At 34.5% G+C, this 26,911-nt stretch carries 19 protein-coding genes; 8 read left to right on the top strand and 11 right to left on the bottom strand.

The features are described 5' to 3' along the window. Positions 1 to 22: 22 nt before the first annotated feature. The 8 genes from Q0992_RS15195 to Q0992_RS15230 form a co-directional block, all read right to left on the bottom strand. On the bottom strand, positions 23 to 2,407 hold the full coding sequence (locus Q0992_RS15195; protein ID WP_299526407.1) for a zinc-dependent metalloprotease: 2,385 nt from the start codon (positions 2,405 to 2,407) through the stop codon (positions 23 to 25). Between the two features lie 204 nt (positions 2,408 to 2,611). Next, positions 2,612 to 3,592, bottom strand: coding sequence for a hypothetical protein (locus Q0992_RS15200; RefSeq protein WP_299526358.1), 981 nt, complete (start codon positions 3,590 to 3,592; stop codon positions 2,612 to 2,614). Positions 3,593 to 3,717: 125 nt separating this feature from the next. After that, positions 3,718 to 4,782 (bottom strand): TlpA disulfide reductase family protein, encoded by a 1,065-nt coding sequence (locus Q0992_RS15205; protein WP_299526361.1) that lies wholly within the window; start codon positions 4,780 to 4,782, stop codon positions 3,718 to 3,720. 132 nt (positions 4,783 to 4,914) lie between these two features. Then, positions 4,915 to 6,504, bottom strand: coding sequence for a T9SS type A sorting domain-containing protein (locus Q0992_RS15210; RefSeq protein ID WP_299526364.1), 1,590 nt, complete (start codon positions 6,502 to 6,504; stop codon positions 4,915 to 4,917). Positions 6,505 to 6,632: 128 nt separating this feature from the next. Then, complete coding sequence (gene lysS / locus Q0992_RS15215; RefSeq protein ID WP_299526366.1) at positions 6,633 to 8,324, bottom strand: lysine--tRNA ligase; 1,692 nt, start codon at positions 8,322 to 8,324, stop codon at positions 6,633 to 6,635. A 97-nt stretch (positions 8,325 to 8,421) separates the two neighbouring features. Further along, positions 8,422 to 8,991 (bottom strand): thioredoxin family protein, encoded by a 570-nt coding sequence (locus Q0992_RS15220; RefSeq protein ID WP_299526369.1) that lies wholly within the window; start codon positions 8,989 to 8,991, stop codon positions 8,422 to 8,424. A gap of 124 nt (positions 8,992 to 9,115) precedes the next feature. Beyond that, complete coding sequence (locus tag Q0992_RS15225) at positions 9,116 to 9,523, bottom strand: DUF1573 domain-containing protein (protein ID WP_299526372.1); 408 nt, start codon at positions 9,521 to 9,523, stop codon at positions 9,116 to 9,118. 108 nt (positions 9,524 to 9,631) lie between these two features. Then, entirely contained in the window at positions 9,632 to 10,690 is a 1,059-nt protein-coding gene (locus Q0992_RS15230) for a LuxR C-terminal-related transcriptional regulator (protein WP_299526375.1), read from the bottom strand. 130 nt (positions 10,691 to 10,820) lie between these two features. On the opposite strand from Q0992_RS15230, the gene Q0992_RS15235 reads away from it, so the two are divergent. The 3 genes from Q0992_RS15235 (at position 10,821) to lipB (ending at position 12,264) form a co-directional block, all read left to right on the top strand. Beyond that, positions 10,821 to 10,979: a YqaE/Pmp3 family membrane protein gene (locus tag Q0992_RS15235; RefSeq protein WP_299526410.1), complete on the top strand. Its 159-nt coding sequence runs from the start codon at positions 10,821 to 10,823 to the stop codon at positions 10,977 to 10,979. A gap of 103 nt (positions 10,980 to 11,082) precedes the next feature. Further along, positions 11,083 to 11,445, top strand: a complete 363-nt coding sequence (locus Q0992_RS15240; protein ID WP_299526378.1) for a nuclear transport factor 2 family protein — start codon at positions 11,083 to 11,085, stop codon at positions 11,443 to 11,445. 117 nt (positions 11,446 to 11,562) lie between these two features. Beyond that, the gene (lipB, locus tag Q0992_RS15245) at positions 11,563 to 12,264 is read left to right on the top strand and encodes a lipoyl(octanoyl) transferase LipB (RefSeq protein WP_299526381.1); all 702 of its coding nucleotides are present in this window, start codon (positions 11,563 to 11,565) and stop codon (positions 12,262 to 12,264) included. Positions 12,265 to 12,362: 98 nt separating this feature from the next. Here lipB and Q0992_RS15250 read toward each other — a convergent pair whose 3' ends face one another. From Q0992_RS15250 to Q0992_RS15260, 3 genes are all read right to left on the bottom strand, one after another. Next, on the bottom strand, positions 12,363 to 13,907 hold the full coding sequence (locus Q0992_RS15250; RefSeq protein ID WP_299526384.1) for an OmpA family protein: 1,545 nt from the start codon (positions 13,905 to 13,907) through the stop codon (positions 12,363 to 12,365). A gap of 81 nt (positions 13,908 to 13,988) precedes the next feature. Next, on the bottom strand, positions 13,989 to 16,352 hold the full coding sequence (locus Q0992_RS15255; protein WP_299526387.1) for a ribonuclease HII: 2,364 nt from the start codon (positions 16,350 to 16,352) through the stop codon (positions 13,989 to 13,991). Between the two features lie 30 nt (positions 16,353 to 16,382). Beyond that, entirely contained in the window at positions 16,383 to 16,985 is a 603-nt protein-coding gene (locus tag Q0992_RS15260; RefSeq protein ID WP_299526390.1) for a ribonuclease HII, read from the bottom strand. 217 nt (positions 16,986 to 17,202) lie between these two features. Here Q0992_RS15260 and Q0992_RS15265 point away from each other — a divergent pair, with 217 nt between their 5' ends. The 5 genes from Q0992_RS15265 (at position 17,203) to Q0992_RS15285 (ending at position 26,801) form a co-directional block, all read left to right on the top strand. Beyond that, complete coding sequence (locus tag Q0992_RS15265; RefSeq protein ID WP_299526392.1) at positions 17,203 to 20,241, top strand: SusC/RagA family TonB-linked outer membrane protein; 3,039 nt, start codon at positions 17,203 to 17,205, stop codon at positions 20,239 to 20,241. Between the two features lie 14 nt (positions 20,242 to 20,255). Continuing rightward, a complete protein-coding gene (locus tag Q0992_RS15270; protein ID WP_299526396.1) occupies positions 20,256 to 21,767 on the top strand; it encodes a RagB/SusD family nutrient uptake outer membrane protein in 1,512 nt (503 codons plus the stop codon). A gap of 15 nt (positions 21,768 to 21,782) precedes the next feature. Beyond that, positions 21,783 to 22,580 carry a hypothetical protein gene (locus Q0992_RS15275; RefSeq protein WP_299526399.1) on the top strand — a complete coding sequence of 266 codons (798 nt, stop codon included), beginning with the start codon at positions 21,783 to 21,785 and terminating at the stop codon, positions 22,578 to 22,580. A gap of 191 nt (positions 22,581 to 22,771) precedes the next feature. Then, positions 22,772 to 24,712 (top strand): S8 family serine peptidase, encoded by a 1,941-nt coding sequence (locus tag Q0992_RS15280; protein ID WP_299526402.1) that lies wholly within the window; start codon positions 22,772 to 22,774, stop codon positions 24,710 to 24,712. Between the two features lie 100 nt (positions 24,713 to 24,812). After that, positions 24,813 to 26,801: a putative porin gene (locus tag Q0992_RS15285; RefSeq protein WP_299526404.1), complete on the top strand. Its 1,989-nt coding sequence runs from the start codon at positions 24,813 to 24,815 to the stop codon at positions 26,799 to 26,801. The last annotated feature ends 110 nt before the right edge of the window (positions 26,802 to 26,911 follow it).

Here is a 26,911-nt window from a genome sequence, read left to right on the forward strand (position 1 = left end):
TTTAAATTGTACGATCTCTAATTTATTTAGGATCTAAAATAGTATTGATACGTTCTAATGCATCTGCAATATGGATTCTACTCATTGCGTCTCCACCTCGAGCATTTCTTAACTGTGAACGTAACGTTTTTAGTTCGGCTCTTACAACAGCTCTAATATCAGACTGACTCACATTGACTTGAGTGCCACCAAATAAACGTCTAAATTGTGGTGGTAGATTAGATGTCTGCTCGTTAGTCATAATAAAAGCCATACGATCTATATAGGCACGTTGAAGATTACGTCTGTAAATATCAATTTTCTTACCAGTTCTTAGCTCACTGAATACACCACGACGCAGATCCTTCATCATGTCATACATACCATAAGCACTATCGCCATTGATTGATTCGTTCTCTGCAAGGCGTTGTAATCTTCCAAAATCCATCATATTGTTAAGCGTACGTGTCTGAGTACGTCTAATACGCTCTATATGACCTGCACTTTCAATTTTATTAAAAATCTCTGTGTCTAACATCCACTCTGGAGTAGTGAATAACTGATCTTGTAAAAATTGCATAGCTTCTTTCTGATGGTCTGATGGTACGTGTGTATAAACTGCACCTTCTTCGTCATAAGTTTTATAGTTTTCATATACACCACCAATATTTGACGCTACATGTCCCATGTATCTGTTAAATTGTCCTAAAACTTGACCGTACATGGTCTCTAGATCATCATAGTTTTTGCCGTCTTCTGCAGTCCATTCGATAAGATTAGGTATAATTCGTTTAAGGTTTTTTATACCATATTCACTTGCTAAAACGGCATCATCACCTATGTCTTCAGTTTGCGCACTTGGATCAATAACACCAAATTGTTGTCTACCAAAGTGGTACATCGGATCATCAGCTTTATCCAAAATCCATTTATCTAAAATTGGTTTTTCTTCTTCAGCCGATTTATCTAAGATTGGTCTATAACCCCAATTAATAGAGTGTTTGTCATATGGACCAATGTTAGGCATAAGTGCGACACCATTATCGCCTGGTTGCGCCACATAATTAAAACGCGCATAATCCATTATTGATGGTGCGGTTCCATATTTTTGGGTAAATGCTGCGTCTCTTAATTTTTCTACAGGATATGCGTAACTGCTTCCCATATTATGAGGTAATCCTAAAGTATGGCCTACTTCATGAGCAGATACAAAACGGATTAAACGGCCCATGACCTCCTCTTTAAAGGCTACTCCTCTGGCATCAGGGTTTATAGCTGCCGTTTGTACAAAAAACCAATTTCTTAATAATGTCATTACATTATGATACCAATTTATATCGCTTTCTAGGATTTCACCAGATCGTGGGTCACTTACGTGAGGCCCGTTAGCATTTGGTATTGGTGAAGCCAAATAACGAACAACCGAGTAACGTACATCTTCTGGTGACCATTCAGAGTCTTCCTCTGGTGTAGGCGGATCTTTAGCAATTATAGCATTTTTAAAACCTGCTACTTCGAAGGCCACTTGCCAATCTTCGATGCCTTGCTTAAGATATTTACGCCATTTTTTTGGTGTTGCTCTATCAATATAATAAACAATAGGTTTTTTTGGTTCCACAAGTTCGCCACGCTTAAACTTCTCAATATCTTCATCTTTTACTTCTAATCTCCAGCGATCTAAGTAGCGTACTGTTTTACTTTCTTGCGCATCGAGTCCGTAATCTGTTTGACCTCTTGCAAACCAGCCAACACGTTGATCAAAGTAACGACGTTTCATAGGCTCTTTTGGCAATAAAATCATTGAGTTATTAATCTCTAAAGAAATAGATCCAGTACTTGAGTTTGATGGTGGTCGTCCAGCAGCATAAGTTTTTACATGTCTAGCTTCAATATTTCTTGGATAACTCTTAACGGATTCTATAAATGATTTATCCGATTCTAATCGTGTAATTCTGTACGATTGTCTTCTAGCTTGCGGAAAACCAAGAGCTTTAACATCTTTAGAAAACAAAGGGGTTACATCTATTACTATACTTGTCGAATCTTTGCTGTAAGCTTTAATAGGAAATGTCGCTAAAACAGGTTCAAAATTTGAGTTTACAACAGCTTCATGGACAGGTAAAGAATCTGCTGCAAATACTTGGTGGGAAACGACTCTTAAAACTACCTTTTTCCCTTTTCTCTGCCAACGTAAAACCTTAGTATTTTGCTTACCTCCACCAAAACCAATTCCGCTAGCGGTTTTGGCAATTCTTGTGACCATCAGCATTTCTCTATCGAAGAGAGAATCTGGGATTTCATAATAAAATTTGTCATCTAGTGTATGCACTGTAAATAACCCTTGGTCGGATTTGGCATCTTTGGTAATGACTTTATTGTAAGGTTTTGGGTCATTTTTACCAGGCTTTTTTGCTGGTGGTTTTGCCATGGCTGTGGCATCAGTTTTTTTAGATTTACTCGCTTTTTTAGTTGTAGAACACGAAAACACCAAAAAAGCTGAAACTACGAAAAGTAATTTGATGGATAGTTGTCTCACTTTATGTCAGTTTTTAAAAAATTTGCATGAAAGTACGGATTCTACTAAGAATCTTTCAAAAACGAAACCGACTTTAGTATATATTTAACGTGATTCTTAAAGCGAATCTAAATAGGCTTGAATAAGATCAACACCTTCATTATGGATTATTGTAGTTCCGATGAAAGGCATACTAAAGCCTTCATTATAAACTGATATTCTATTAGAAATACTGTTTCTCCTTTCAAAAATCCGGGAATCTTCCAAAGAGGTCTCAAAAGCTAAATCTAATGTAGATTGATCATCGCAGAAACCACCAGGTATATGGCAATGCGCACAGTTTATATCAAAATAAGATCTTGCTCTGTCCTCCAGGGAAGCTGAAGTATCTAACCAATTAACAACACTACTGGCTTCTGAGCTACTAGAAATTCCTGTTATATTGCCGTCATTAATAAAAGCATCTAACTGATTTAAGCCGTTGATCTCAAAATTTAAATTACGGATTTTTGGACCAATGGGCGTCATATTATCGAAAGTGTTGTGACAGGTAAAACAGTCTGTATTGGAAGGAATTTTGTAGTTTATTGAGTTGGTTACTCCTTCACTATCAATCCAGCTTATGGGTACTGTACTGCCATTTAAATCTAAAACCGCATCGGTTTGTTCGTCATTCCATTTATAATCACCTGTTTCCCAATCTCCATTGATTTTAATCAATATACGCGTTTCAATGATGATTCTCCCTAATGATAAGTCGCGTTCATCTGCATTATAATAGAAAGTTTTTGCAATAACAGTATTATCTGGGAAAATAGGTAAGCCATCATCATTGTACTGCATAGATGTACTTTCTGGTAATGCTATTAAACGCTGCTTGTGCGCATAATCCGTAAATAAAGATGTATTTAATTCATATTCAAAAGCTCTTGAGCTAATATTTAAGTCACTTAAATCTCCAGAGAATAAATTCAATTCAGAGAGATTAGTTCTAAACTCTGCAACGACTAAAGGATCTTCGGCAGGAGTTGTTGAATCGTCATCGCTGTTACAAGAACATAATATCATTAGCAGTGCAATGGCAAGATACTTTTTCATTGGGATATTGATTTTCTTTAATAGCGTTGTGAAAATACTAAAATTGTGTTAAATAGCAAGTGATTAACTATGTCTTACGGAATTTTTAGTCCAAACTATAATCAGGATACCTAGTTTTTTAAAGACTAATATCTTTTCTCTATACGACTTTTAATATCTTCGACGGTTGGATTAGGCATTAAAATGTTGCCATTTTTGTCAACTAGGTAACTGTAGGGTATGGCATAAAGAAAGTAATCTTTAGCTGTTTTTCCTTCAAAACCATCAATATCTATAACACTAGCCCAAGTGATTTCATCTTTTTCCATGGCTTTTAGCCAATCATTAGAATCTTCATCTAGAGACACACTAAGAATTTCAAAATCACTGTCTGAGTAGTCGTTATATAATTTCAAATATTCTGGATGCTTCACACGACAAGGGCCACACCATGATGCCCAAAAATCTATTAGTAATAGTTTACCTCTAAAATCTGCACTATTAATGGTGTTACTGTTTTTATCATTCAGTACCAAATCTAAGATTTGTTTGCCACCTCTGAATCGCTCTAAGCGCTTAAGTCCACTTCTTATGAGTTCTCTCTCAAATGGAGCAACATAATTAGTGTCGATTTGCTGTAAGATATGTTTAGCATCCTCTAAGTTTAGTCTATCAGAAAAAACGACATTATCTGCAAGCAATTTTCCGGCATAGGCGTCCATGTTTTCTATCTGGGCGATATGTTCTACTTTATCTTTTACAAGGGAGTCAAAACTATCTTTATCTTTATTTGTTTTAAAAAACGTTTGGTAATCTTTTTGGATACTGTCACTTTTGGAACCATTAACTTGTTCTAGATTTATCATACGGTAAATATCTTCACCAGAACCTTGAAATGAATAGATGGCCTTAATATCTATCTTACTATTCTCTACTTGTAGCCAAGCAATGTTGGAGCTTGGTCTTAAGTTTAACCAACCTTCAACGGGTGAATGTGTCGCACCTGTAAACTTAAATTTTCCATCAATGACCTTAACACTATCTATGACTTTATAGCTGCTATCTAAAAATTGTGGGTAATTGAGGTAAATATAATCGTCATAGCCTCCCGAAAGTTCGCCAGAAATCACAAACTGTTTTTTGTTTTTTTGTTCAGTTCGGCAAGCAGTGAGCAAAAAAATGGAAACAATTAGAATGGCAGCGTTTTTCATGACATTTGGATTTTCCTAAAATTAGCATTTTTTGAAAGCTAGAAAGGGCTTTTTGTGTTAAATCTTAAAACAAAAAAGGAACCATTAATCATGGTTCCTTTTTTTAATTATTATATCCGAAAGTTATGCCCCTTAGTATAGAATAATTTTTTGCGTGTATAATTTCTCATTGGTTTTGTTTTTTATAGAAAAGATATATATCCCAGAATTTAAGCTGGCTACATCAAACTCATTTGTGTTATTTTGATGTTGCAACAACAAACTTCCTAAAGAATTATATAACTTAATTTCATTTGTGCCTTCAAAACCAATTAGATTTTCTAACAAGATTTTTTCTGTAGCTTTATTAAAATAGACGAATCCTTTTTCTGATTGAGCATCATTGATACTCAGAGCGACATACTCATATGCGCCCATATCTATCGTTGTGTCAATGATTCTAGTATTTCCATCAAAGTCTAAATTAAATGGAGCGAGTACTCTGGAGTTATCACCAGTATTAACTGAAGGGGAAGATTGGTCGATAATATAACTATAACCATCATTTAAAGAGAATGGCACAAACAATGTCGAACCTGGATTATCAAACATAGGATCTTGATTAAGGTTATTTGAACCTGTGGCATAGCCACCTTCAATATTACAATAATCTACCGTAGGGTCAGCTACACCTGCTCCAACTCTATATATTTCTGCAACAGAGTCATTATCCCAAAAAATAGAATTATAGATATTAGTGTCTGTATTTACCCTTATCGTTGTTGAAGCACTTGAGGAATTTTCAACTTTATTTCCAGAAAACGTACAATTAACTATATTGTGCGACCCAGTATTAAATGTAGTACTCATATAAATAGTATTTGAGTCAGAAATATTACCTAAAATAACTGAATTGTAAATATTGAAATCTGTATCATCACCTATAGTTGAGGCACCACCAAAATCCTGTGCTGTGTTACCAGATATCTCACATCTATCCATGGTTAAAGCACTAACACCATTGCCAGAAGAAATTCCTCCCCCAGACCCGAGTGTGCATATGTTATTGTAAATTTTGGTTCTAAGTATTATAGCAGTTCCAGACTGGCTTAAATAAATACCTCCACCTAAATCTACAGATGTATTATTGTTTACCGAGCAATCTTCGATTCTTATATTGCCACTTTCAGATACTATTGCACCACCAAAATCCTGAGAAAAATTTGAAATAAATGTGCAATTAGAAATTGTAGGACTACCATTTAAATTGTAAAGACCACCTCCTTTAGACCCGTTAGAAACATTATTAGCATAACCGTTTATAATTCTAAAACCATCTAACCTTGTATTTGTGTTTACATTAGTCAATATAACGACATGATTTGCATTATCCGTATCTACGCCTACTGTGCCGATATCACCGTTCAAGGTTGTAGTATTTGCTGTAAAGTCCCTATCATCAATAGTTGACTCAGTCCCGTCAAAACTACCATATACTTTTATTCCTGAAGGAATATCGAAACCATTAGTACTAGAAGGTTTATAAGCTCCTGCTTTAACCCAAATTTCATCTCCAATGAACGAATTGGTTAAAGCTGTGTCTAAATCTGTGTATGCATTTGCCCAACTAGTGCCATTATTTAATCCTGTTGTGGCCGATGCATCAACATAAATTCTAGCACCAAAAACTGATGTAATAAAAAATGAAGCGATTGCAGTTGAAAAGAGTAATTTTTTATTCATATTTTTTACGTTTTATTTAGACATCAATAATAGTGAAAAAAAAAGAAAAAAATCTTGCAGTGAAAAAAAATCATAGTGTTTTAATAGTTAAATTTTGTTAGTAGTAATACTCTTCGAGACAATGATTTTTATAACCTCTCTATAAAAAGCCCTTCCTCCGTTTTTTCAACTTTAGTTAATCCATGTTTGCCAAGACCTTTAATGCCTTTATCCCAACCTTTGTTGCTTAATCCAGATTGTGATTTGAGCTCATTTAAATCCATACGTTTCTGTGATTTTAAAATCTCAAAAATAGCTTTCTCATTATCGCTTAAAGCGATTTGTTTCTTTTCTGGGCGCATTTGCGGAAAGAATAACACTTCTTGTATGCTTTGGTTATTGGTTAAGAACATCACTAAGCGATCCATCCCAATACCCATACCAGAGGTTGGTGGCATGCCATATTCTAAAGCGCGTAAGAAATCATAATCGATAGTTCCTGTAGCTTCATCATCTCCTTTTTTTGCTAATTCGAGCTGGTGCTCAAAACGCTCGCGTTGGTCAATAGGATCATTAAGTTCAGAATAAGCATTGGCGATTTCCTTTCCACAAACCATCAACTCAAAACGCTCAGTTAGTTCAGGATTTTCGCGATGCTCCTTACAAAGCGGACTCATCTCTTTGGGATAGTCCGTGATGAATGTGGGCTGAATGTAGTGGCCTTCGCACTTCTCCCCAAAAATCTCATCGATAAGCTTTCCTTTACCCATGGTGTCATCCACTTCGACATTCATACTTTTGGCTGCAGCTCTTATCTCATCTTCAGATTTGTTAGAGATATCAAAACCAGTATGCTCTAAAATCGAATCGCGCATAGTGATACGCTTATAAGGTGCTTTAAAATCAATGTCATAGTCACCAAAAGTAGCTTTGGTTGTTCCGTTTACAGCAATGGCACAATGTTCCAAGAGTTTTTCGCAAAAATCCATCATCCAATTGTAATCCTTGTAAGCCACATAGATTTCCATGGCTGTAAACTCTGGATTATGGGTTCTATCCATACCTTCGTTGCGGAAGTTTTTAGAGAATTCATAAACACCTTCAAAACCACCAACAATAAGTCGTTTTAGATACAATTCATTGGCAATTCGCATGTATAATGGAATATCCAAACTATTGTGGTGTGTTACAAATGGACGTGCGGCCGCTCCACCAGCTATAGGTTGCAATATTGGCGTTTCTACTTCAAAATAGCCAGCATCATTAAAAAAATTACGCATGGCGTTAAAGAGTTTGGTGCGCTTAACAAAAACCTCTTTAACCTGTGGATTAACGGCTAAGTCTGCATAGCGCTGTCTGTAACGTAATTCTGGGTCGTTAAATTCATCATATACATTTCCTTCGGCATCTTGTTTTGGCAGAGGTAATGGTTTTAAGGCTTTACTTAAAAGCTTGAAGTCTTTTACCATGACCGTTTTTTCTCCAACCTGCGTGGTGAACAATTCGCCTTCAATTCCTATAAAATCACCAATATCCAATAGTTTTTTATAGACGTCATTGTACATGGTTTTATCCTTATCAGGACAGATTTCGTCTCTATTAAAATACACTTGGATACGACCTTCACTATCTTGTAATTCGGCAAAAGACGCCTTTCCTTGAATACGTCTAGACATAAGACGACCTGCGATAATCACTTTCTTACCATCTTCAAAATTGGCTTTTATCTGTTTTGAGGTATGATTAACTGGGAATAAATCGGCTGGATAAGGATTAATCCCTAAAGCCCTTAATTTTTTTAACTTTTCGCGTCGTACTAATTCTTGTTCTGAAAGCTGCATTATGAATGGGTTTACAGTTTTACCTCATTGTTAAACAGCTGCAAAATTACACTATTTACAAAAATTAGCCCATTGCTTTTAACATAGATTTTATGGTCTATCCCTTATCGGTCTTTTCAGTATCTTTTTTTACGCCGTAATAATTGGGCTTATAACTATCTGTGGTAAGGATGGCCTGCAAATCCTTTTCTAGCGTTTCAACTGGAGTTTCAATAATTCGATTAACTTCTTTTCCGTCTTCAAACAGGATAAATGTTGGTACACGCACAATGTTTAAGTCTGCTTCGTCATGTTCTGGGCTTTCCTTATTTCTGTCTAAAGCGATTATGGTGAGTTGTTCCAAAGGGTAATTGGCGAGGTCAATTATTTTATGGAAATAGGGCACTTCGTATTGGCTGTCGTCACACCATGTACCCATAAACACTTTTATATCATATGCCTTCAGTTTTGTTTTAATGGTGTTTAGCGTTTCTACATCGACATTATAGTCATTGTAGTTGGTGACAAACCATTCAGCATATGGTTTTGCTTCAAATCCAGACTTATCAACTTTCCCTACAAGATAGGTTTCTTGGTCTTCATTTGTGAGTTCTTTATTTAGTGTTTGGGAGTTCAATTGAAGGGCAAGGCAAAAAATAGTAATGAGAGCGAGGGTCAACGTTTTCATAATGTAGAAGTTTTAAATGCAAAAACCCAGTATAAGGTATTACACCAGGTTTTTGCTAAATGAAATTTAAAATATCCAGATGTATGCGTATACATAAAATTATGTATTCAATATACAACTTTGGTTATTTTGAAGCAATAATATTACCCTTAATTTTTAGGATTTTGTTACCGCCTTCCGCATTAGACATTACAATAATAGTTTTGGTAAAAGCACCTAATTTTTTGGTGTTGTACTTAATCTCTAATTCACCAGATTGGCCTGGCAAAATAGGGTCTTTAGAATAACTAGGAACAGTGCATCCACAGCTCGTTTTTACTTTAGTAATAAGCAAAGGCGCATCACCAGTATTAGCAAAGGCAAAGATTTTAGTACCATTAGAATTTTGTTCTATGGTTCCGTAATCAATAACTTCTGTTTCAAAAGCGATAACAGCGACTTTAGCATCGAACATGTCGATTTCTGCGGGTGCAGCATTAAAAAAGCCAAATGCTAATGCTAATACAACTAAGATGTTTAATGTTTGTTTCATGATTTAAAAATTTATGATTTATACTGAAGCAAACATCAAAATTATCTTCAAGAAATCTTATGATTAGCGGTTGGAAATCGGTACTAGTACCAGGTTTGAATTTTTCAACTACCTGATAAACAATGACTTTGCGTCATCTCGAGATTGCACGTTCAATTTTTTATAGATGTTGTTGGTGTGTGATTTTACAGTGCTTACACTCAAAAATAATGCTTCGGCAATGTCCTTATTAGTCTTATCTTGTAACAAATGTTCTAAAACAACCTGTTCTTGCTTTGATAATTTGGATTTTAAATCTTCAGTTTTGGATTTCTTTTTTTTCCAATTGCGATATAGCAAAAAGGCGTTCAACAAAAATGAAAGCGCAAGTAGGGCATAGAGATAAATATTGCTATTAGAGCTTGATGTATCTCCGATATTAGAAGCCATCATGTAACGATCTGCAGCTAGTTCATTTTTGTACTGAAGCGTGTAAGGAGCATTTGGGTACGTATTTTCAAGCCGCATTTTAAGATTATCATAATACGGATTGTCTTGTAGATCATTTACATAGTGATTGTGTAAGTCACTACTTCGATCCGATAAATAAGCATAGATGGCCAACTCCGCTATGGGATCGTTTAAAGCTTCTCCATAATCTTGAAGGGTCTTAAACCATTTATTATTGTTCAATTTTCTATTCGCTTCACTTCTTACTTCACCATAGGCAAAGCGCATCTCATTTTTTAGCGAATCTATTTTTAGGAAGGCATTTGCTTTAGGATTGCTAGATTCAATTTTACAGAATATCTGATTTCCAAATGAAAAGGGAAGGTTTAGCGTATCCGTATTTTTTGCTATAAATAATAGTTCTTCACTATCGTTACAGTGACCGTTAAAGTGGTTGATATCTTGTTGATTTTCAGAACATTTATCAATATGAATGCGGTAAATTCTATTCTCAGTGTCTAAGATATTTCCTTTAAACTCAAAAAAACCAGTTTCATCAGCATTAGTTTTGGCGATAATTTGCTCTGAATAAACACCAGACATTTTACGATAATCCTCAACAATTGATAGATAGACCGTGTTATGCCATTCATCGGGATTGATGTAACCCGAAAACGAATATTGCGCTTCACAAAAAAGAGAAGTCAATAAAAATGCTATAAATAGTCTTAATTGCATAAAACGAATCTACATAATTTTAGAGTATTATGAATTGTTAGCTATAAAAACTGTAACAATTTTAACAAAATAACGTCCTATCGGTACATCAAATCAGTTCTATTGAATTGGTTTCAGTATGAAAAGAAATATGAGTATTTGGCGCGTTATTTTAGCTATTATTTTTCCTCCTTTAGCTGTCTTCGATAAAGGTTGTGGATCTGTTTTGATCACTTTTTTATTATGGATATGTGGATGGGTTCCGGGAGTTATTGCAGCATTGGTTATATTGAATAATCCAGAGCGATAGTGAAATTCTTCTACAAATAAACCGTAGCCTTAACATTAGTTTCACAGGTCCAAGCTTTTTAAATGCGTAATTTTATAATCATAAACTAAAATCAATATCAAGAATGACAACAAAAGAAATCGCAGAAAAGCTGGTCAATTATTGTCGAAACCATCAAGATGAAGAGGCATACCAAGAATTATATAGTCCAGAGATTACAAGTATAGAAATGCAAGAACCAATGAAAGAAGTTCACGGTTTTGAGGGCATCCAAAAAAAGGGGCAATGGTGGAATGAAAATTTTGAGGTCCATGGTGTTGAGGTGTCCGATCCTTTAGTAGGCGACAATCACTTTTCGGTAAGATTTTGGATGGATACTACGCACAAACCTAGTGGTCAACGCTCACAAATGAGTGAAATAGCTGTTTACGAAGTTAAAGATGGCAAAATCTTGAAAGAACAGTTTTTCTATGATATTCAGCAATAGGATAGCAGTTACATAAAGTTTATAAAACAAAGCTCATTATTTTTAAAATATTGAGCTTTTTGTTTTGAGCCACTGAATTTAGAATTTTTCATCTTCAATTTATCGTAACTTTGCAGTATGAACAAGACCATAAAAATTGAGGACCTCGGAACCAAGGATTTTAAGGCCACATGGGATTATCAAGAGAAACTTTTCAAGGCAATTTTAGATACTAAAATCAAAAATAGGCGGGAAGCGGCTAATTTAAAAACGAATAACCATTTTCTCTTTGTTGAGCATCCTCATGTATATACCTTGGGCAAAAGTGGCGACTTGTCTAATCTTTTACTTTCTGAGGAACAATTAACTGAGAAAGGCGCCACATTTTACAAGATTAATAGAGGAGGTGATATCACTTATCATGGGCCTGGACAAATCGTAGGTTATCCCATTTTAGACTTGGATAACTTCTTTACTGATATACATAAGTACCTAAGATTTTTAGAAGAAATCATAATTCTTACATTGGCAGAATACGGATTAAAAACTGAAAGAAGTCCTGGCGAGACAGGTGTATGGTTAGATGTAGGTACACCATTTGCACGTAAGATTTGTGCTATGGGAGTTAGAGCCAGTCGTTGGGTAACTATGCATGGTTTTGCTTTGAATGTGAATGCAGATTTGGGCTATTTTGATAATATCATTCCTTGTGGTATTAGAGGCAAAGCAGTCACCTCTTTAAATAATGAATTAGGTGTTGAGAAGGTTGATGAAACTGAAGTTAAAGAAAAGCTCTTAAAACATTTTAAAACGCTTTTTGAAGCGGAATTAGCTCAATAATTATGCACTTAATTAGGATGTTTATATACACTGATAATTAGAAAACGCCAAAATTAATTGGCGTTTTCAGATTTAGGGACTTCGAGATTTGGTTACCGTTATATTTTTATAAATTCGACACGTCTGTTTTGAGCTTTTCCATCAGTAGTGTTATTATCTCCTATAGGTTGTGTTTCTCCTTTGCCATCTGTTGTTAAACGATCTTCAGAGATGCTATAAATATTTACTAGGGCCTCTTTCACAGCGTTGGCTCTATCCTTAGATAGTGCTAAATTAGCGTCGTCAGGGCCATCAGAGTCTGTGTGGCCAATGATATTTAATTTTAAGCTTTTGTCTTGCAATAAGACTTGTGAAATTTGTCTTATAATTCCAAGGGATCTCGGTTGAATATTCGCAGAACCAGAATCGAATAAAATACCATTTGTTGAAATCCGACCCTCAGCCATAAGCTTACGTCTCAAATCTACACCTCCTTCGGCAACCTTTAGGTTAGAAATAAACAGACGATCTGCACCATCTTTCATTCCCAAAAGATTGAACTTAATATTGGTTAAAGCCTTATCAGGTGCAATAAATTGTGGGATATCGATATATTTTTTTTGATTTATCCATAGCCTAAACCGTCTCTTGTTTACGGCAATTGAGATATGGGGTTTGTTTAAAATGGCCTGTCTTATATCTGTATTAAGTGTAGAATTAATTAGAGTTTCCCTATTTATCTTGTTATTGACCCTAATATTAAAAGCACCATATTGACCTAATGGGAGTTCTGCACTAGCCCTGTTAATACCTTCTTTGAATTTATCATTATCGTCGAGAGTAATTCTTAATCTTGCTGTTGAAGACGTTTTTTTATCCACAACGGCTAATAGATCAAACTCAATGGTGTATTCCTCAGGTAAAGCTTGTGGTAACAGCGGTAGGAATTGAATGCCAAAACCACCCTTTAATTCAAACCATTTGCCTTCCACATTTCCTACAGTTACAACTTCGCCAGTGCCATTAGTATTCCATTTGCTAGGAAAATCGCCCACAAAATCCTGTGAAAAATCATCAAAATAAATAAGCTTATCACCAGGAACAAAATCGAACTTGCTATAAACTTCTAAATTATCTGAAATATTTGAAGGGATTTCTTCAGTGTTACTTTCCCTGCCGTCCTCATCATCGGTTTTATTTGATGGCTTCGCTGTCTCTTCGGTATTAGTGTCAGAGTTATTTTCTTCATCTTCTTTTGATTCTCTTTCGCGTTGCCCTAACAATAATTCTTTGGCGGTCTTTATACTATACTTCAAAGCTTTTTTCGCTTTGTTCATTTGTAAAGTAGCCTTCCCTTGTTTTAGTACTCCAACGCCATCAAGGTCGTTTAAAATATCTGGGGCACTTTCACTTAAAGCAGTCATTTCATCCAAGGCTTCTTCAAGCACATCGATGTCATTATCATCTAAAGAGGTTCCTGCCGCAGCGTAGCCATCATATTTGTAAACTTTATCATAGAGATCAAAAGATTCTTGTACAAATCTATCAACACTAGCAACTCCAACACGATTTTTGGGACGCTTTATGCGCTTAGTCTGTGCTTCAACTGTCGGGGAAATAAAAAGTACAATAAGAAATGTTAGGAGAATTTTTGAGATATTCATTTTAAGTAATTGATTAATAGCTGACTAAAATTAATAATAACTATTGAATCTAAAAAATGAAATGTATAATTAACTTAGAATTTAGTATAACTTGTAAACGATTATGGTTTTTTCGTCGGCTTGTGTTATAAGCTCTAAACCTTTTTCCTTATCTAGCTTTTGTAACTCAGCAGCAGACATTCCGAAGACTGGAAAGTTAGAAATTGATTTTGCCTGACTGTCAAATAAGTAGATTTTTTTAGATTGTAAATCCGTGGTGGTTACATAGATTTTATCATTAAGATAAAAAATTCTAGGTTTGGTATAATCACCATAATCCAAGTCGATGCTTCTCGATTTTATGTTCAACTTATTCTCAGACATAGAGACTAAGGTCTTACTTGTTGATACAACATTGTGCTCCTCAGTGAGGTTAAGGTTTTTGGTACTTAAATTGCCTTTTGTATCTACTTGTATTAATTGCCCTAAAGTATTTGTTGAGGTAAATTTATTTTTATAGAGGTATAACTCGTTTTCAGAAAAACGAATCTTATCCTTAACATCGATTCGAGTACGACCTTGGCGATCGAGAATCATTAGATGGTCTCCGGTGGCAAAAGCAATATAATCTTTATTGCCTATTCTAAAATGTTTTGGTTGAGTTGAAATGTCGGAGCCATTACTTTTGTAGTTGAATCCATTCACAGATTTCCCCTTGCCGTCATACATCAATAGATTTTTACCCTGTGTTACTAATAACCTAAAGTTTTTGCGCTTATCATAGTCAAAAACTGAAAGCGGTTGTGTAATTACGTCATTAAACTTATGAGGAAATGGAGAAACATCATTTCCATTTCTATCCAATACATAAAGACGCTTAGAAGTAACAAAAGCTAGTTGTAACCTCCCGTTTTTATACATATCGATTTGCTCTATTTTCCCGAGGACTTTTCCTTGTAATTGCTTTTTCCATAGGATATTGCCTGAACTAGAAATAAGGTAAAGCATATTATCTACATCTTGCACAACGATATCGTGAGCTCTGGTGATATGGTTTTTTACTGTTTGAGGGGATAAAATTATTGGCGCATCAATTGACACGGTAAACGTTTCTGATACTGAATTAGTAGTTGTTCTTTTATTGAATTCTTTAATGGTACCATTAATATGGGCATAGTTGTTTTCGTATATATATTGCACCACATTAGCATCGTATCGTTTTATATCTCTGTCTAAGATTTTTGATAAAGCTTGGTTGTTTTTAAAAATAAGCATAGAAGCTTCGTCACTTATATCTTGACTGATATTTTTAAAAGCATTTGAGTTAGCAATAGTAGTCTTGCTTAACATTGCAGAAATTATAGATTTTAGATTTTCAATTGAATCAGAAAATATTATGAAATCATCATATTCTAAAAAGTACTGGGCATTTTTAAACGTAACAAATGGTTGCAGTCGCGATTCAAAAAACTGAGGGTTGCCAAATTTGTAAATATCAATATCTCTATAGGTCTCAACATATTCTTTTTCTTCAATAGTTTCTAAGACAATACCAGCATCTAGAGAATGAAGAATTAGAGCATCATCGATAAGCGCAACTTCATTGGTATAGTTTAAAAAAGTTTGAGAACTATCAGTTTCTGATTGTTTAAGCTCGTTAAGATTTTTATTGAAAATTGAAAAATCATCATAAGCAATACTTAACAATGATTTTGTTTTTGAAGGCGCAATACTTAAAGAGTTCGTTTTTTGAGGGATGGTGTTTTTAAAGCAATCAATATAATGTGTAATAGAATCTCCAGAAGTAATAATACCATTGTACTTGATGTTTTTTTCAGAAAAGTTCAAGTCGAGCACTGTATAATTATTACCTGTATTACCATAAAATTCGGATAACAAAAGTTTTGAATTGTCAGGGGAATCTGTTTTAAATACCAAAGAAGCTGTAGACTCACTATCTGTAGTTTCTATTAAACCAGTTAGTTCTTGATTTTCATTTTTTGTTTCTAATGTTTTTAATACTTCTAGATTGTTTGATGCAGCAAAAAAATTATCAAGAACTTTATGATAAAAAACTGATGAGTCAATTTGGGTTTTATTAATATCTAGATTTACTAAGGTTTCGGAAATGTGATTTGTAATAGAATCGATAACAAACAACGAAGAATCGTTTTCCGTTAAAACCAAATAATCAGAACTCGATTTGTCTAAAAAAGCAACATAAACTTGCTTGGTTGTATTGAGATTTTCTAATAGCGTAGAAGACGCTTTTAACTCCTTATTATATACACCAGGTAAAATACTATGATTTTTTATACTCTTTGTAAAGTCATTAAGGTCATTTATTAAGATAACTGAATTTGTTTTTGATGGAAGGAATTGGTTGGCTGATTTTATATTGTCATAATTCTTTTGACATGATACAATAATCAATAACAAAACCAATAAAAAACTAAATCGCTTCATTGAGGTGGGTATATGTGCAAATATAAAAAGTTATAGGTCCAAACGGTACTGCTCTGGTAATAATCTAAATGATTTTCTATGGTATTTTGTAATACCATATTTTTCAATAGCGGCTCGGTGCTCTTTAGTTGGGTAACCTTTATTTTGTTTCCAATTATACATTGGGAATTCCTGATGGATTTTTTCCATGTATGTATCTCTGTAGGTTTTAGCTAAGATTGATGCAGCAGCAATACTAAGATATTTACCATCTCCTTTAATTATGGTTTCGTGTGGAATGTTCTTATAAGGCTTAAACTTATTGCCATCTACAATTATGAAATTGGGAACAACTTCAAGTTGTGAGATAGATTCGTGCATAGCCTTTATGGACGCATTCAAAATATTGATGTTGTCAATTTCGTTTTCAGAAATGTGTCCTACAGCAAAACATAGGGATTCATTTTCAATTATAGATTTTAAATAAGTTCTTTTTTTCTCTGAGAGTTGTTTTGAGTCATTTAAAATGGTATTACAATAATCAGGTGGTAAAATAACAGCTGCGGCAGTTACTGGACCTGCCAAACAACCTCTACCAGCTTCATCTGTGCCACACTCAAAATCAAAGGAAGAAAATTGCGTTCTTAATGCCAAAATTTAGATTTGTTTAAACAAAGTTAAAATTTTAACGCAACCCTTTTACGGTTTTTACATCTAAGGGATAAGTTATAACTAAGAAATTTGGTGAAAACCAAACTTTAAATTTTGTCAACGAATTCGTAAAAAGGTTAACATTTTTTTAGTAAAAACACTTGTTTATTTAATATTTAATTAAGATGTTTGCAACTAGACTAACTCAAATAATTGTTTTATGAAATTAAAGTTAACATGGTTATTAACGCTTTTTATGGCGTTTGTGATGCAATTTTCTTTTGCACAAGAGAAAACAGTCACAGGTACAGTTACAACAGCATCGGACGGACTCCCGCTTCCGGGCGCTAACGTAATTGTCAAAGGTACCCAAAGAGGTGCGCAAACAGATTTTGATGGTAACTACACCATCAGGGTCAATTCCGGGGATATTTTAGAAATTTCCTATGTAGGAATGAAAACTACCGAAGTAACGATTGGCTCTAGTAACACATATAATGTGACATTAGAATTAGATAATGCTTTGGAAGAGGTTGTTGTAACGGGTTATGCCACTTTTGCAAAAGAAAAATCGACTATTGCTGTTTCAAAAGTGACAAACGAAACCATTGAGAACAGACCTAATGCTAGTTTGGTTCAAACACTAACAGGTCAAGTTGCAGGTTTGGATATTGTGACAAGCTCAGGACAACCTGGTGCAAATTCACTAGTGCAGTTAAGAGGTGTCAATTCCATAAATGGTAATACTGAACCTTTATTTTTATTAGATGGGGTTCCTATTAACGAAGATAACTTTAGGTCTTTAAATCCTAATGATATCGCTTCTGTTGATATATTAAAGGATGCTGGTGCAACAGCAATTTATGGAAACAGAGGTGCAAATGGTGTAATTTTGATAACTACAAGGCAAGGGTCTAGAGATTCTAGTTTGAGGGTTAATTACACTGGTATAGTGAGTTACGCTTCTTTACAAGATAACGACTACAACTTAGGTAACACCAGAGAAATACTAGAATTGGAAAGAACCTTTGGTAGAGGTCGTGGTGCTGGTCAAGGAAACGGAGCTCAAACAGGTGGTAACGTTTTATTTCCAGGAACAGGTACTCCGCTTACAGATGCTGAGATTGCCCAAGAGAGAGAATTCGATTGGTTAAACTTCTTCTTTAGAACAGGTGTAACGGAAAATCATACAATTACATTACAAAGTGGTTCGCAAAATTTGTCTCAGTTTACATCACTTGGTTATTTCAACCAAGAAGGTATTTTACAGGAAAGTAATCTGCAGCGTTTCAATTTAAGAAATAATCTAAACGGAAGCTCAAGCGATGGTAAATTTAACTATAGCACTTCAATTAATATTAATTATGCTAAAGATAATAGCTTAACAGGTGTTGGTGGTAATGGTGTAAATCAAAATCCACTCTTTGGTGCTATTTCTTCGTTACCTTTTTTAGTGCCTGAAGATTTACCAACGAGTCAGCAGTTAGCTAATGATTTCTTTTTGGATTATGCACCATATTATATTATAGATAATTTAGCTACCAGAACTAGGCTAGATGAAGAACTTAAATTAATAGCAGGTTTAACTACCAGTTACGCAATTACAGACGACATCACTGCTTCATTCAGAACTGGGGTTGATTATCAAAATGTTACCTTATTGAGTTCTCAAGACCCTATCTCAAGAAACCAGTTGCGTTTTAACCCTGCAGTAGATGGTTTTGCTGTGCAACAATCAGATAGACAGATGTCATTTAACGCTACTACTTCGTTAAATTGGAATAAGCAATTTGGAAAGCACACTGTTGGTGTGGGAGCATACACAGAATATTTTAAAGCGCACAGACGATTTTTTGGCTTTACGGCAAATGGGCTAGATCCTGCAACTTTTGTGCCACAAGATGGCGCAGGATTTTTACCTGACACCACAGATGATGATGCAAGGGTAGATACCGTTAATGCTATTAAGAGAGATGCAGGTCTATTCTCGTATTTTGGAACTCTTGATTACGATTTTGATTCAAAATACGGTTTAAATGCAACGGTAAGACGTGATGCCTCCTATCGTTTTGCAACAACAAATCGTTGGGGTACCTTTTGGTCTGTAGCGGGGCGTTGGAATATTTCTAATGAAGCTTTTATGGATGATTCTATATTTCAGACTTTGAAATTAAGAGGTTCATATGGTGTAACAGGTAACCAAAGAATTACGGGTAATACGTATTGGTCTGGTGGTGATTTGCCATTCAGTTTCTTTGGGACAATTCAAGGCTATGGTGGTAATGATGCCATAGCATTAACACAAATAGGTAATGATACTTTACGCTGGGAAGAGGTTACTCAGACCAATGTTGGTGTTGACTTTGCCGTTTTAGACTCTAGGTTGCGAGGTTCTTTTGATTATTATTGGAAAGAAACTGATGGTTTATTCCAGGATACACCTATCTCTGGGGTAAATGCACAATTTAGAGTTGATTCTAATATCGGTATATTACGTAATGAAGGTTTTGATCTTACTCTAAATTATGATGTGGTTAGAAGTAAAGACTTGCTAGTTAATGTTGGAGTTGTTGCTAATTACAACCAGACAGAGCTTGATGAATTACCTTCTGATAATGGTATTATAGAAACCATTGGAAGGAACGGGGGGATACTTAACGAATATTTTATAGTTAGGTATGCAGGTGTCAATCCTGCGAACGGAAATCTATTATTTTTAGACGGCAACGGTGACTTAACGGAAAATCCAAATCCTGATACGGATAGAGTTTGGAATGGCAAAAATAATATACCAGATTGGATTGGTAGTTTTAATATAAATGTCGATTATAAAGGTTGGTTTTTACAATCACAATTTCAGTTTGAAGAAGGGCGTTACCAATTTGATAATGATTATGCCAGACTTATGAATAGAGATGTTATAGGTGACTTTAGAGTATCAAATGATTTAGCCAGAGCTTGGACACCAGATAATAGAATCACAGATGTGCCAGCTTTAAATGCAACCAACATTCAGTTTGCAAGTGATCGTTTTTTATCACCCATGTCTTTTATAAGATTACGTTTTTTATCGATTGGTTACAATTTTTCTCAATCAATTCTTGAAGATACAGGGATAGCAAATTTGAGGTTATTCGTTAATGGTGAGAATTTATTTACCCTCACGGAATTTAGAGGTTTTGATGTTGCTTCCAGACTTCAGGGTCTAGAATTCCCAACTCCTCGAATCATTTCTTTTGGAATAGAAATAGGAATTTAAAAAAAAATTATATTATGAAAAAAATTAAATATTTATATCTAACGCTTTTAGTTGCTATTTTAGGATGCCAGGATGCGATAGATATTCAACAGCCAGGTAGAATTACTCTCGATGTGGCTTTTAGAACAGTTGACGACCTAAGCCGTGGTCTTAATGGAGCTTATCTCAGTTATGACTTAGTAAATGAAATTGCTATGGCTGCCGCTTATACTGATGAAGTAGGCCCAGGTGTGGCAAGTGGTGGGCAAAACTTCACTACAGGTTTTATATTTGAGCTTAACCCTCTTTCAAGTGCATCTTCTACTTTTTGGGCTGGTGGTTACCTTCAGTTAAACAGACTAAACAGATTGTTGGAAGGGGCAGCAGGTATTACACCTACTCCAGAAGAAGAGGATGAATACAACGATATAGTTGGACAAGCTTTGGCTTTAAGAGCCTACTCTCACTTTCAGTTGTTAAGTTATTATTCCACAGATTACACTAACGACGAAGCTCTTGGAGTTCCGATCCAGATTGCTGTACCAAGTATAGCAGATCAACCGCTTAGAAATACAAATGGTGAGGTATATCAGCAAATTGAAGATGATTTAAGCCGAGCATTTTCCCTAATACAAGATGATGTTAGTGCGACGAGGACGTTTGTTTCCAAGGATTTTGTATTGGCCTTAAGAGCTAGAGTTGCAGCCTACAGGGGAGATTATAGTACTGCTTTACCAATTGCACAAGATTTACTTAACAGATATCCCTTGGCAACTACTGCTAGTTTTCCAGATATTTGGTTAGACGAATCTAATGACGAGGTAATTTTTAAGTTGGAAAGGGTACTTAATGGGCCATTTGATGGCCAAGGTAGCAATGGTGCAGTAGCTAGTGGTGGTTGGGTTGGAAATGTGTTTGCATTTGTTAATGCCTCTGCTGGCGGTGGTGCCTTTTTTGAATTCGGTAGAACTTTGTTTAATTTATTTGAAGAAGGTGATATAAGACGTACAGCTTACCTTGCGCCAGATGCGGTTGTTTCTCCCGATTATGAAAATACACCAGATTATTTGAATGATGATGTTTTGCCAGTTGCAAAATATCCAGGTTCACAAGGGCAGTTTTTAATGAACGACCATAAAGTCTTTCGTTCAGCTGAAATGCTTCTCATTATAGCAGAAGCTTATGCAGATAGTAATAATCTAAATGGCCCAACTAATTCTGTAGCCGCAACTTTAAAGCAATTAAGAGATGCTAGGTTTGGAACAGCACAAGGACTAGATGCATTTAACTCTCAACAAGATGCCTTTAATGCTATTTTAAATGAGAGAAGAGTTGAATTAGCTTTTGAAGGCCATAGATGGAAAGATGTTAAGCGTCTAGGCGCTAGAGCGAATCAAAATATTGTCAGAGAACCTTTGGATTGCGACCAGTTTAATGCTTGTGAGTTATCAAATTCTGATTTCAGAATGACTATCCCATTACCTGTTATTGAATTTGAAGGTAATCCTGGCTTAAGAGAGCAACAAAACCCTGGTTATACAAACTAATAAAAATATTTAAAAATGAGAAATAACATAATAAAGATCTTTATGCTTTGCATATCTTTGGTTTTAATGCAAAGCTGTGATCCAGATTTAGTAGTATTTGACCCAGATAATGGCCAAACAGCCTTATCATTTGGTGAAACAGTTTATAACTTATCTATTCCTGAGGAGAACCTTACAATAGAAATTCCAGTAAATATTACGACGCGCTCAAACTCAGCAAGAGATTTCAATGTTGTAGTAGATGAGGAAGCTACCACACCAGGTACTTCATCCGAATATTCAATAGGTAGTGTAAGTATACCTGCAGGTGAATATAGTGGTACATTAGCAGTAGATTTTACATTCGCGAACATTGGTGGAATGGATGGTGAAACCAAAGACTTGGTAATCAACCTTGTAGCACCTGATGGTGGTGCTACATACAATGACGTAGCAACGATTACTTATTTTAGAGAAATCATTTGTAATGATTTAGAATTAGAAGTTGTGAGTGATATCTTCGGAACAGAAACGGGGTATACAATTACTGATGATCAAGGAAATGTTGTTGCTGGTGTTGAGCCAGGTGATATGTTTCCAGGAAATTTCTGTACACAGTTGACATATACTGAGTCAATTACCCTTCCAGATGGTGACTATACTTTCACCATTCTTGATTCATTTGGCGATGGCATGATTGCACAAAATAATGCGTGTGGTCCAGATGATATTATTGGAACATATAGATTATCATGTTCAATTATTGTTCACGCACAAGGAGGTGGTGCATCTGTTGGTGCAGCTGAGTCCACAGATTTTAGCGTGAATCCTTAGAATTTATTATAAATTAACTTTTAAAGGCGGCTTATGTAAAAAAATAAGTCGCTTTTTTTAGAACTAATAACTAAAGGAATGACCTGATTATTTCTTATTAAATCAATAATTTATATCATTTCTTAATAATTTTTTAATGGCTGTCTCTTTAGGCAGGCTTTTTTAGTATATTTGAAAAAAAAAGCTTTTTTATGAAAAATTATACTTTTATTATCTTTTTTTTGTTGGTATCTATTGTTTACTCTCAAAACAATAAAAATATTGATAATTTATCCGCTCACAACAAAGAGCTTTATAAAACGCTTAAAGCTATTGAAGATCAAAGAAAAAAAAATATTGCAGAATTTTTAAATACTAATCCTACAGTAAAGCGTTTTATTTACGAAAATGGAACATTAGTAAAATTTCTTAAGGACATTGTAGGCGGAAAACCAATTTACATTTCCCAAGATAATTCAGAAGCGGCCATAGCCACAAAAACTGATAGATTAATGCTTGGGGGTTCATTAAATTTAAACTTGGATGGCTCTGGTGTTAATGTTGGGGTTTGGGAAGTAAATATACCACAAGAAAATCATGTTGAATTTTTTGACAATTCAGATACCTCTTCGAGAGTTACTCTTTTAGATTTTATTAATTCTGATGGAAGTACTAATCAGAGCAACCATGCAACCCACGTTATAGGAACAATAGCTGCAAAAGGGGTTGATCCCGATGCTATGGGTATGGCTCCAAACGCTAACGTTAGATCTTATAATGCAGTCAACGATTTATCAGAAATGTTAATAGAAGCTTCTGCTAGCGGTTCGCCATTATTACTATCTAATCATAGTTATGGCGTACCTCCACAGGATTTTCAAAGCAATCCATGGGTAATTGGTGCTTATACTACTGATGCACGAAACCTTGACGAAATTGTTAAAAATAATCCCTATTATCTTTCGGTTCATTCAGCTGGTAATTCAGGTAATTTTGATAATCCAAATCCTTTCTTTTCAGGTTTTGATAAACTGACTCTTGAAAAAACATCAAAAAATAATTTAGTTATAGCAAACGCAGACCCTGCAATAAATGGTTTAGGAAATCTTATATCATTTCCTATAAATTCAAGCAGTAGTCAAGGCCCTACAGATGACTTGCGAATTAAACCTGATTTAGCAGCTGATGGCACTAACCTTTATTCCTCCATACCAGGTAATAGTTATGGTACCTTATCAGGTACTTCAATGGCAGCTCCTAATACAACAGGTACTTTAGCACTGTTACAGCAATATTATAATCAACTAAATAGTAAGTTTATGTTTGCTGCTACCTTAAAAGGTTTAGTATGCCATACTGCTACAGATGATAGTTCAATACCTGGTCCAGATCCTATTTTTGGATGGGGTTTTTTAAATGCAGAATTCGCGGCAAATACTATTACAGATGCTTCTAATGGAACAGCAATAATTGAAGAAACAGTACTAGCGAATGGTGATAGCTATACTTTTTCATTCAATGCTATCTCAGGCGACAACATTATAGCATCTTTATGTTGGACAGATACCCCAGGTGATATAGCTACTAGTGTGGATTTAAATAGTGATACTCCTAGGCTTGTTAATGATTTGGATATAAGAATTGCAAAAGATGGTATTACTTATTTTCCTTATTATTCTGATATCAACATATTTTCTGGCTTTTCAAACTTCAAAGGCGATAACTCTAGGGACAATCTTGAAAGAATTGATTTTGTTGCTCCTTCTGATGGTGAGTATAATGTTACAATAAGCCACAAGGGAACTTTAGTAGGATTTCCAATAGATGATCGAAGACAAGAGTACTCAGTTATTGTCACAGGAAACAATCTTACCCTTAGCACTAATGATGTTAGCTTAAGTGACAAAATGACGCTTTATCCTAATCCAACAAAAGATTATTTTGATTTAAATTTCAGTATTTCAAATGATTCGGATATCACTGTAAAAATTTACGATATTAATGCACGATTGGTAAATGAAAAAATATTCAGCAATTATAATAATTCAATTTTTAAGGAAAGGTTCTATACCGATAACTTAACATCTGGCATTTATATGGTCAAAGTATCTAATGGTAATAGTATAGCTACTAAAAAGCTTATCATAAATTAATAGACTACAACAATAATTAATTCTAAAAGCTGTTTTATTTTAAAACAGCTTTTATTCTTTATATTTATCCCGAATTTCCTATAACTGATATTGTCTAGAATTGTTTAAAATCAAACGTATATTAACTGTAATCTTTTTAGTTTTTCTCCTCAAATTTTCTTTTGGGCAAACACCTATACCAAAACAGATTGAAAAGAATGACTCTCTAACACAAATCCAAAAAAGACAAAAAATCAATAAATCTAAGCTGAAGAGCACTCAAGTTGATGATCAAATACCTCTAATAGAGAAGTATAAGATTATCAAAGAATTTAGGGATGAGACTTTTGTCGATACGACGATTACAATTACTAAGGATTATGAGTTTAATTACCTACAGCGCGATAATTTTGGGTTAATGCCATTTGCAAATATTGGACAAACATATAATTCCTTGACCTTTGATTTTTCTAACCATCAAGCTAACCCTCGTTTTGGCGCACGAGCAAGACATTTTAATTATTATGAAAAAGAGGATATCGGTTATTATGAAGTGCCGACACCATGGACAAGGTTAACTTACAAAACAGCTTTTGAACAAGGTCAAATGTTAGACGCCTTTTTTACAGTTAATCTATCTAAACAGTTTAACTTTTCAATAGCTTACAAAGGTTTAAGGTCCTTAGGTAACTATCAAAATGCACTTACAAGTTCTGGAAACTTTCGCTTTACGTCTAACTACAAAACCAAGAACAATCGATATAAAGTCAAAGCACATATTGTAACACAAGACTTACTCAACCAAGAAAATGGCGGGCTATTGGACGAAGAGATAGTTAATTTCGAATCCGGGAATGAAGATTTTATTGACCGATCTGTTTTTGATATGAATTTTCAAGATGCTGAAAATATTCTGGTTGGTAAGCGCTATTTTTTAGAGCATTCCTATGACATCGTCACAAAAAACGATAGCTTAGATAGAAACCGGTTAACAGCAATTAATAAAATTGCACTCGAAGATAAATTTTATCAGTTTTATCAAGACTCTCCATCAAGTGATTTTTTTGGTGATTTCTTTACAAATGATGTTAACGAAAAAGTTACTCTAGAAAATTTTAATGCCTATGTTGGGGTAGAATATTTCAATAATATAATCGGCCAACTTCAATTTGGGCTCAGTTATACAGATATAAATTACGGGTATGACACTTTGGTTTTTCTTGATGACGAAATTATCCCAAATCGAATAAAGACGAGCTTTCTGAGTATAAGCGCCAACTACGAAAAGAAAATAAAGAATATATTGTTAAAGGGGGATGCAGGTCTAAATCTGTCCGATGAGTTTGCAGGAAGTTTTATTGATGGTCAACTTAGTTATCAATTAAACAAGGACATATACCTATCAGGAGGAATTAATATAAGTTCGAGATTACCAAATTATAATTTGTTGCTTTATCAAAGTGATTACACCAATTATAACTGGAATAATTTCAACACCTATGAAAATATAAATACACAACAATTATCGTTTCAAATTAATTCAGAAAAATATGTCAATGCCTCCTTGGATATTTCTAACATAGATAATTTTACGTTTTTTAATCTTGAGAGTAATACAGATGGCTTACGTGTCATTAAGCCTAATCAGTATGATAGTTCAATTCAATATCTCAGACTTAAAGTTCAGAAAGAATTAAGGTTGGGAAATTTTGCGTTAGATAATACTATAATGTACCAGAATGCCACAAGTGATTCCGATGTACTAAATGTTCCTACAATTATTACCCGCAATACGTTATATTTTTCTAAGCAAATATTTAAAAAGGCGATGACTTTACAAACAGGAGTAACGCTAAACTATTTTACCGAGTATAATATGAACGGTTACGATCCACTTCTTGCAGAATTCTATACTCAAACTGAAACTGAAGTTGGCGGCTTCCCAAGATTAGATTTTTTTATAAATGCCAAGGTGAGGCAAACAAGAATATTTCTAAAGGCTGAGCATTTTAATTCTTCCTTTACAGGATATAATTACTTTTCAGCACCCAATCATCCATATAGAGACTTTACAGTAAGGTTTGGTTTAGTGTGGGATTTCTTTTTATGATTTTCACATCTGTAAAATATTCATTTTCAAAACCCTGCAAATATTCTAATATCTTATTAAAATAAAATATAATAAAATCCTTGCGTTCAATAAAAAGGGTTTTATATTTG

The sequence above is a fragment of the Winogradskyella sp. genome, assembly GCF_028289625.1.
In the GTDB taxonomy this organism is placed as follows: Bacteria; Bacteroidota; Bacteroidia; order Flavobacteriales; family Flavobacteriaceae; genus Winogradskyella.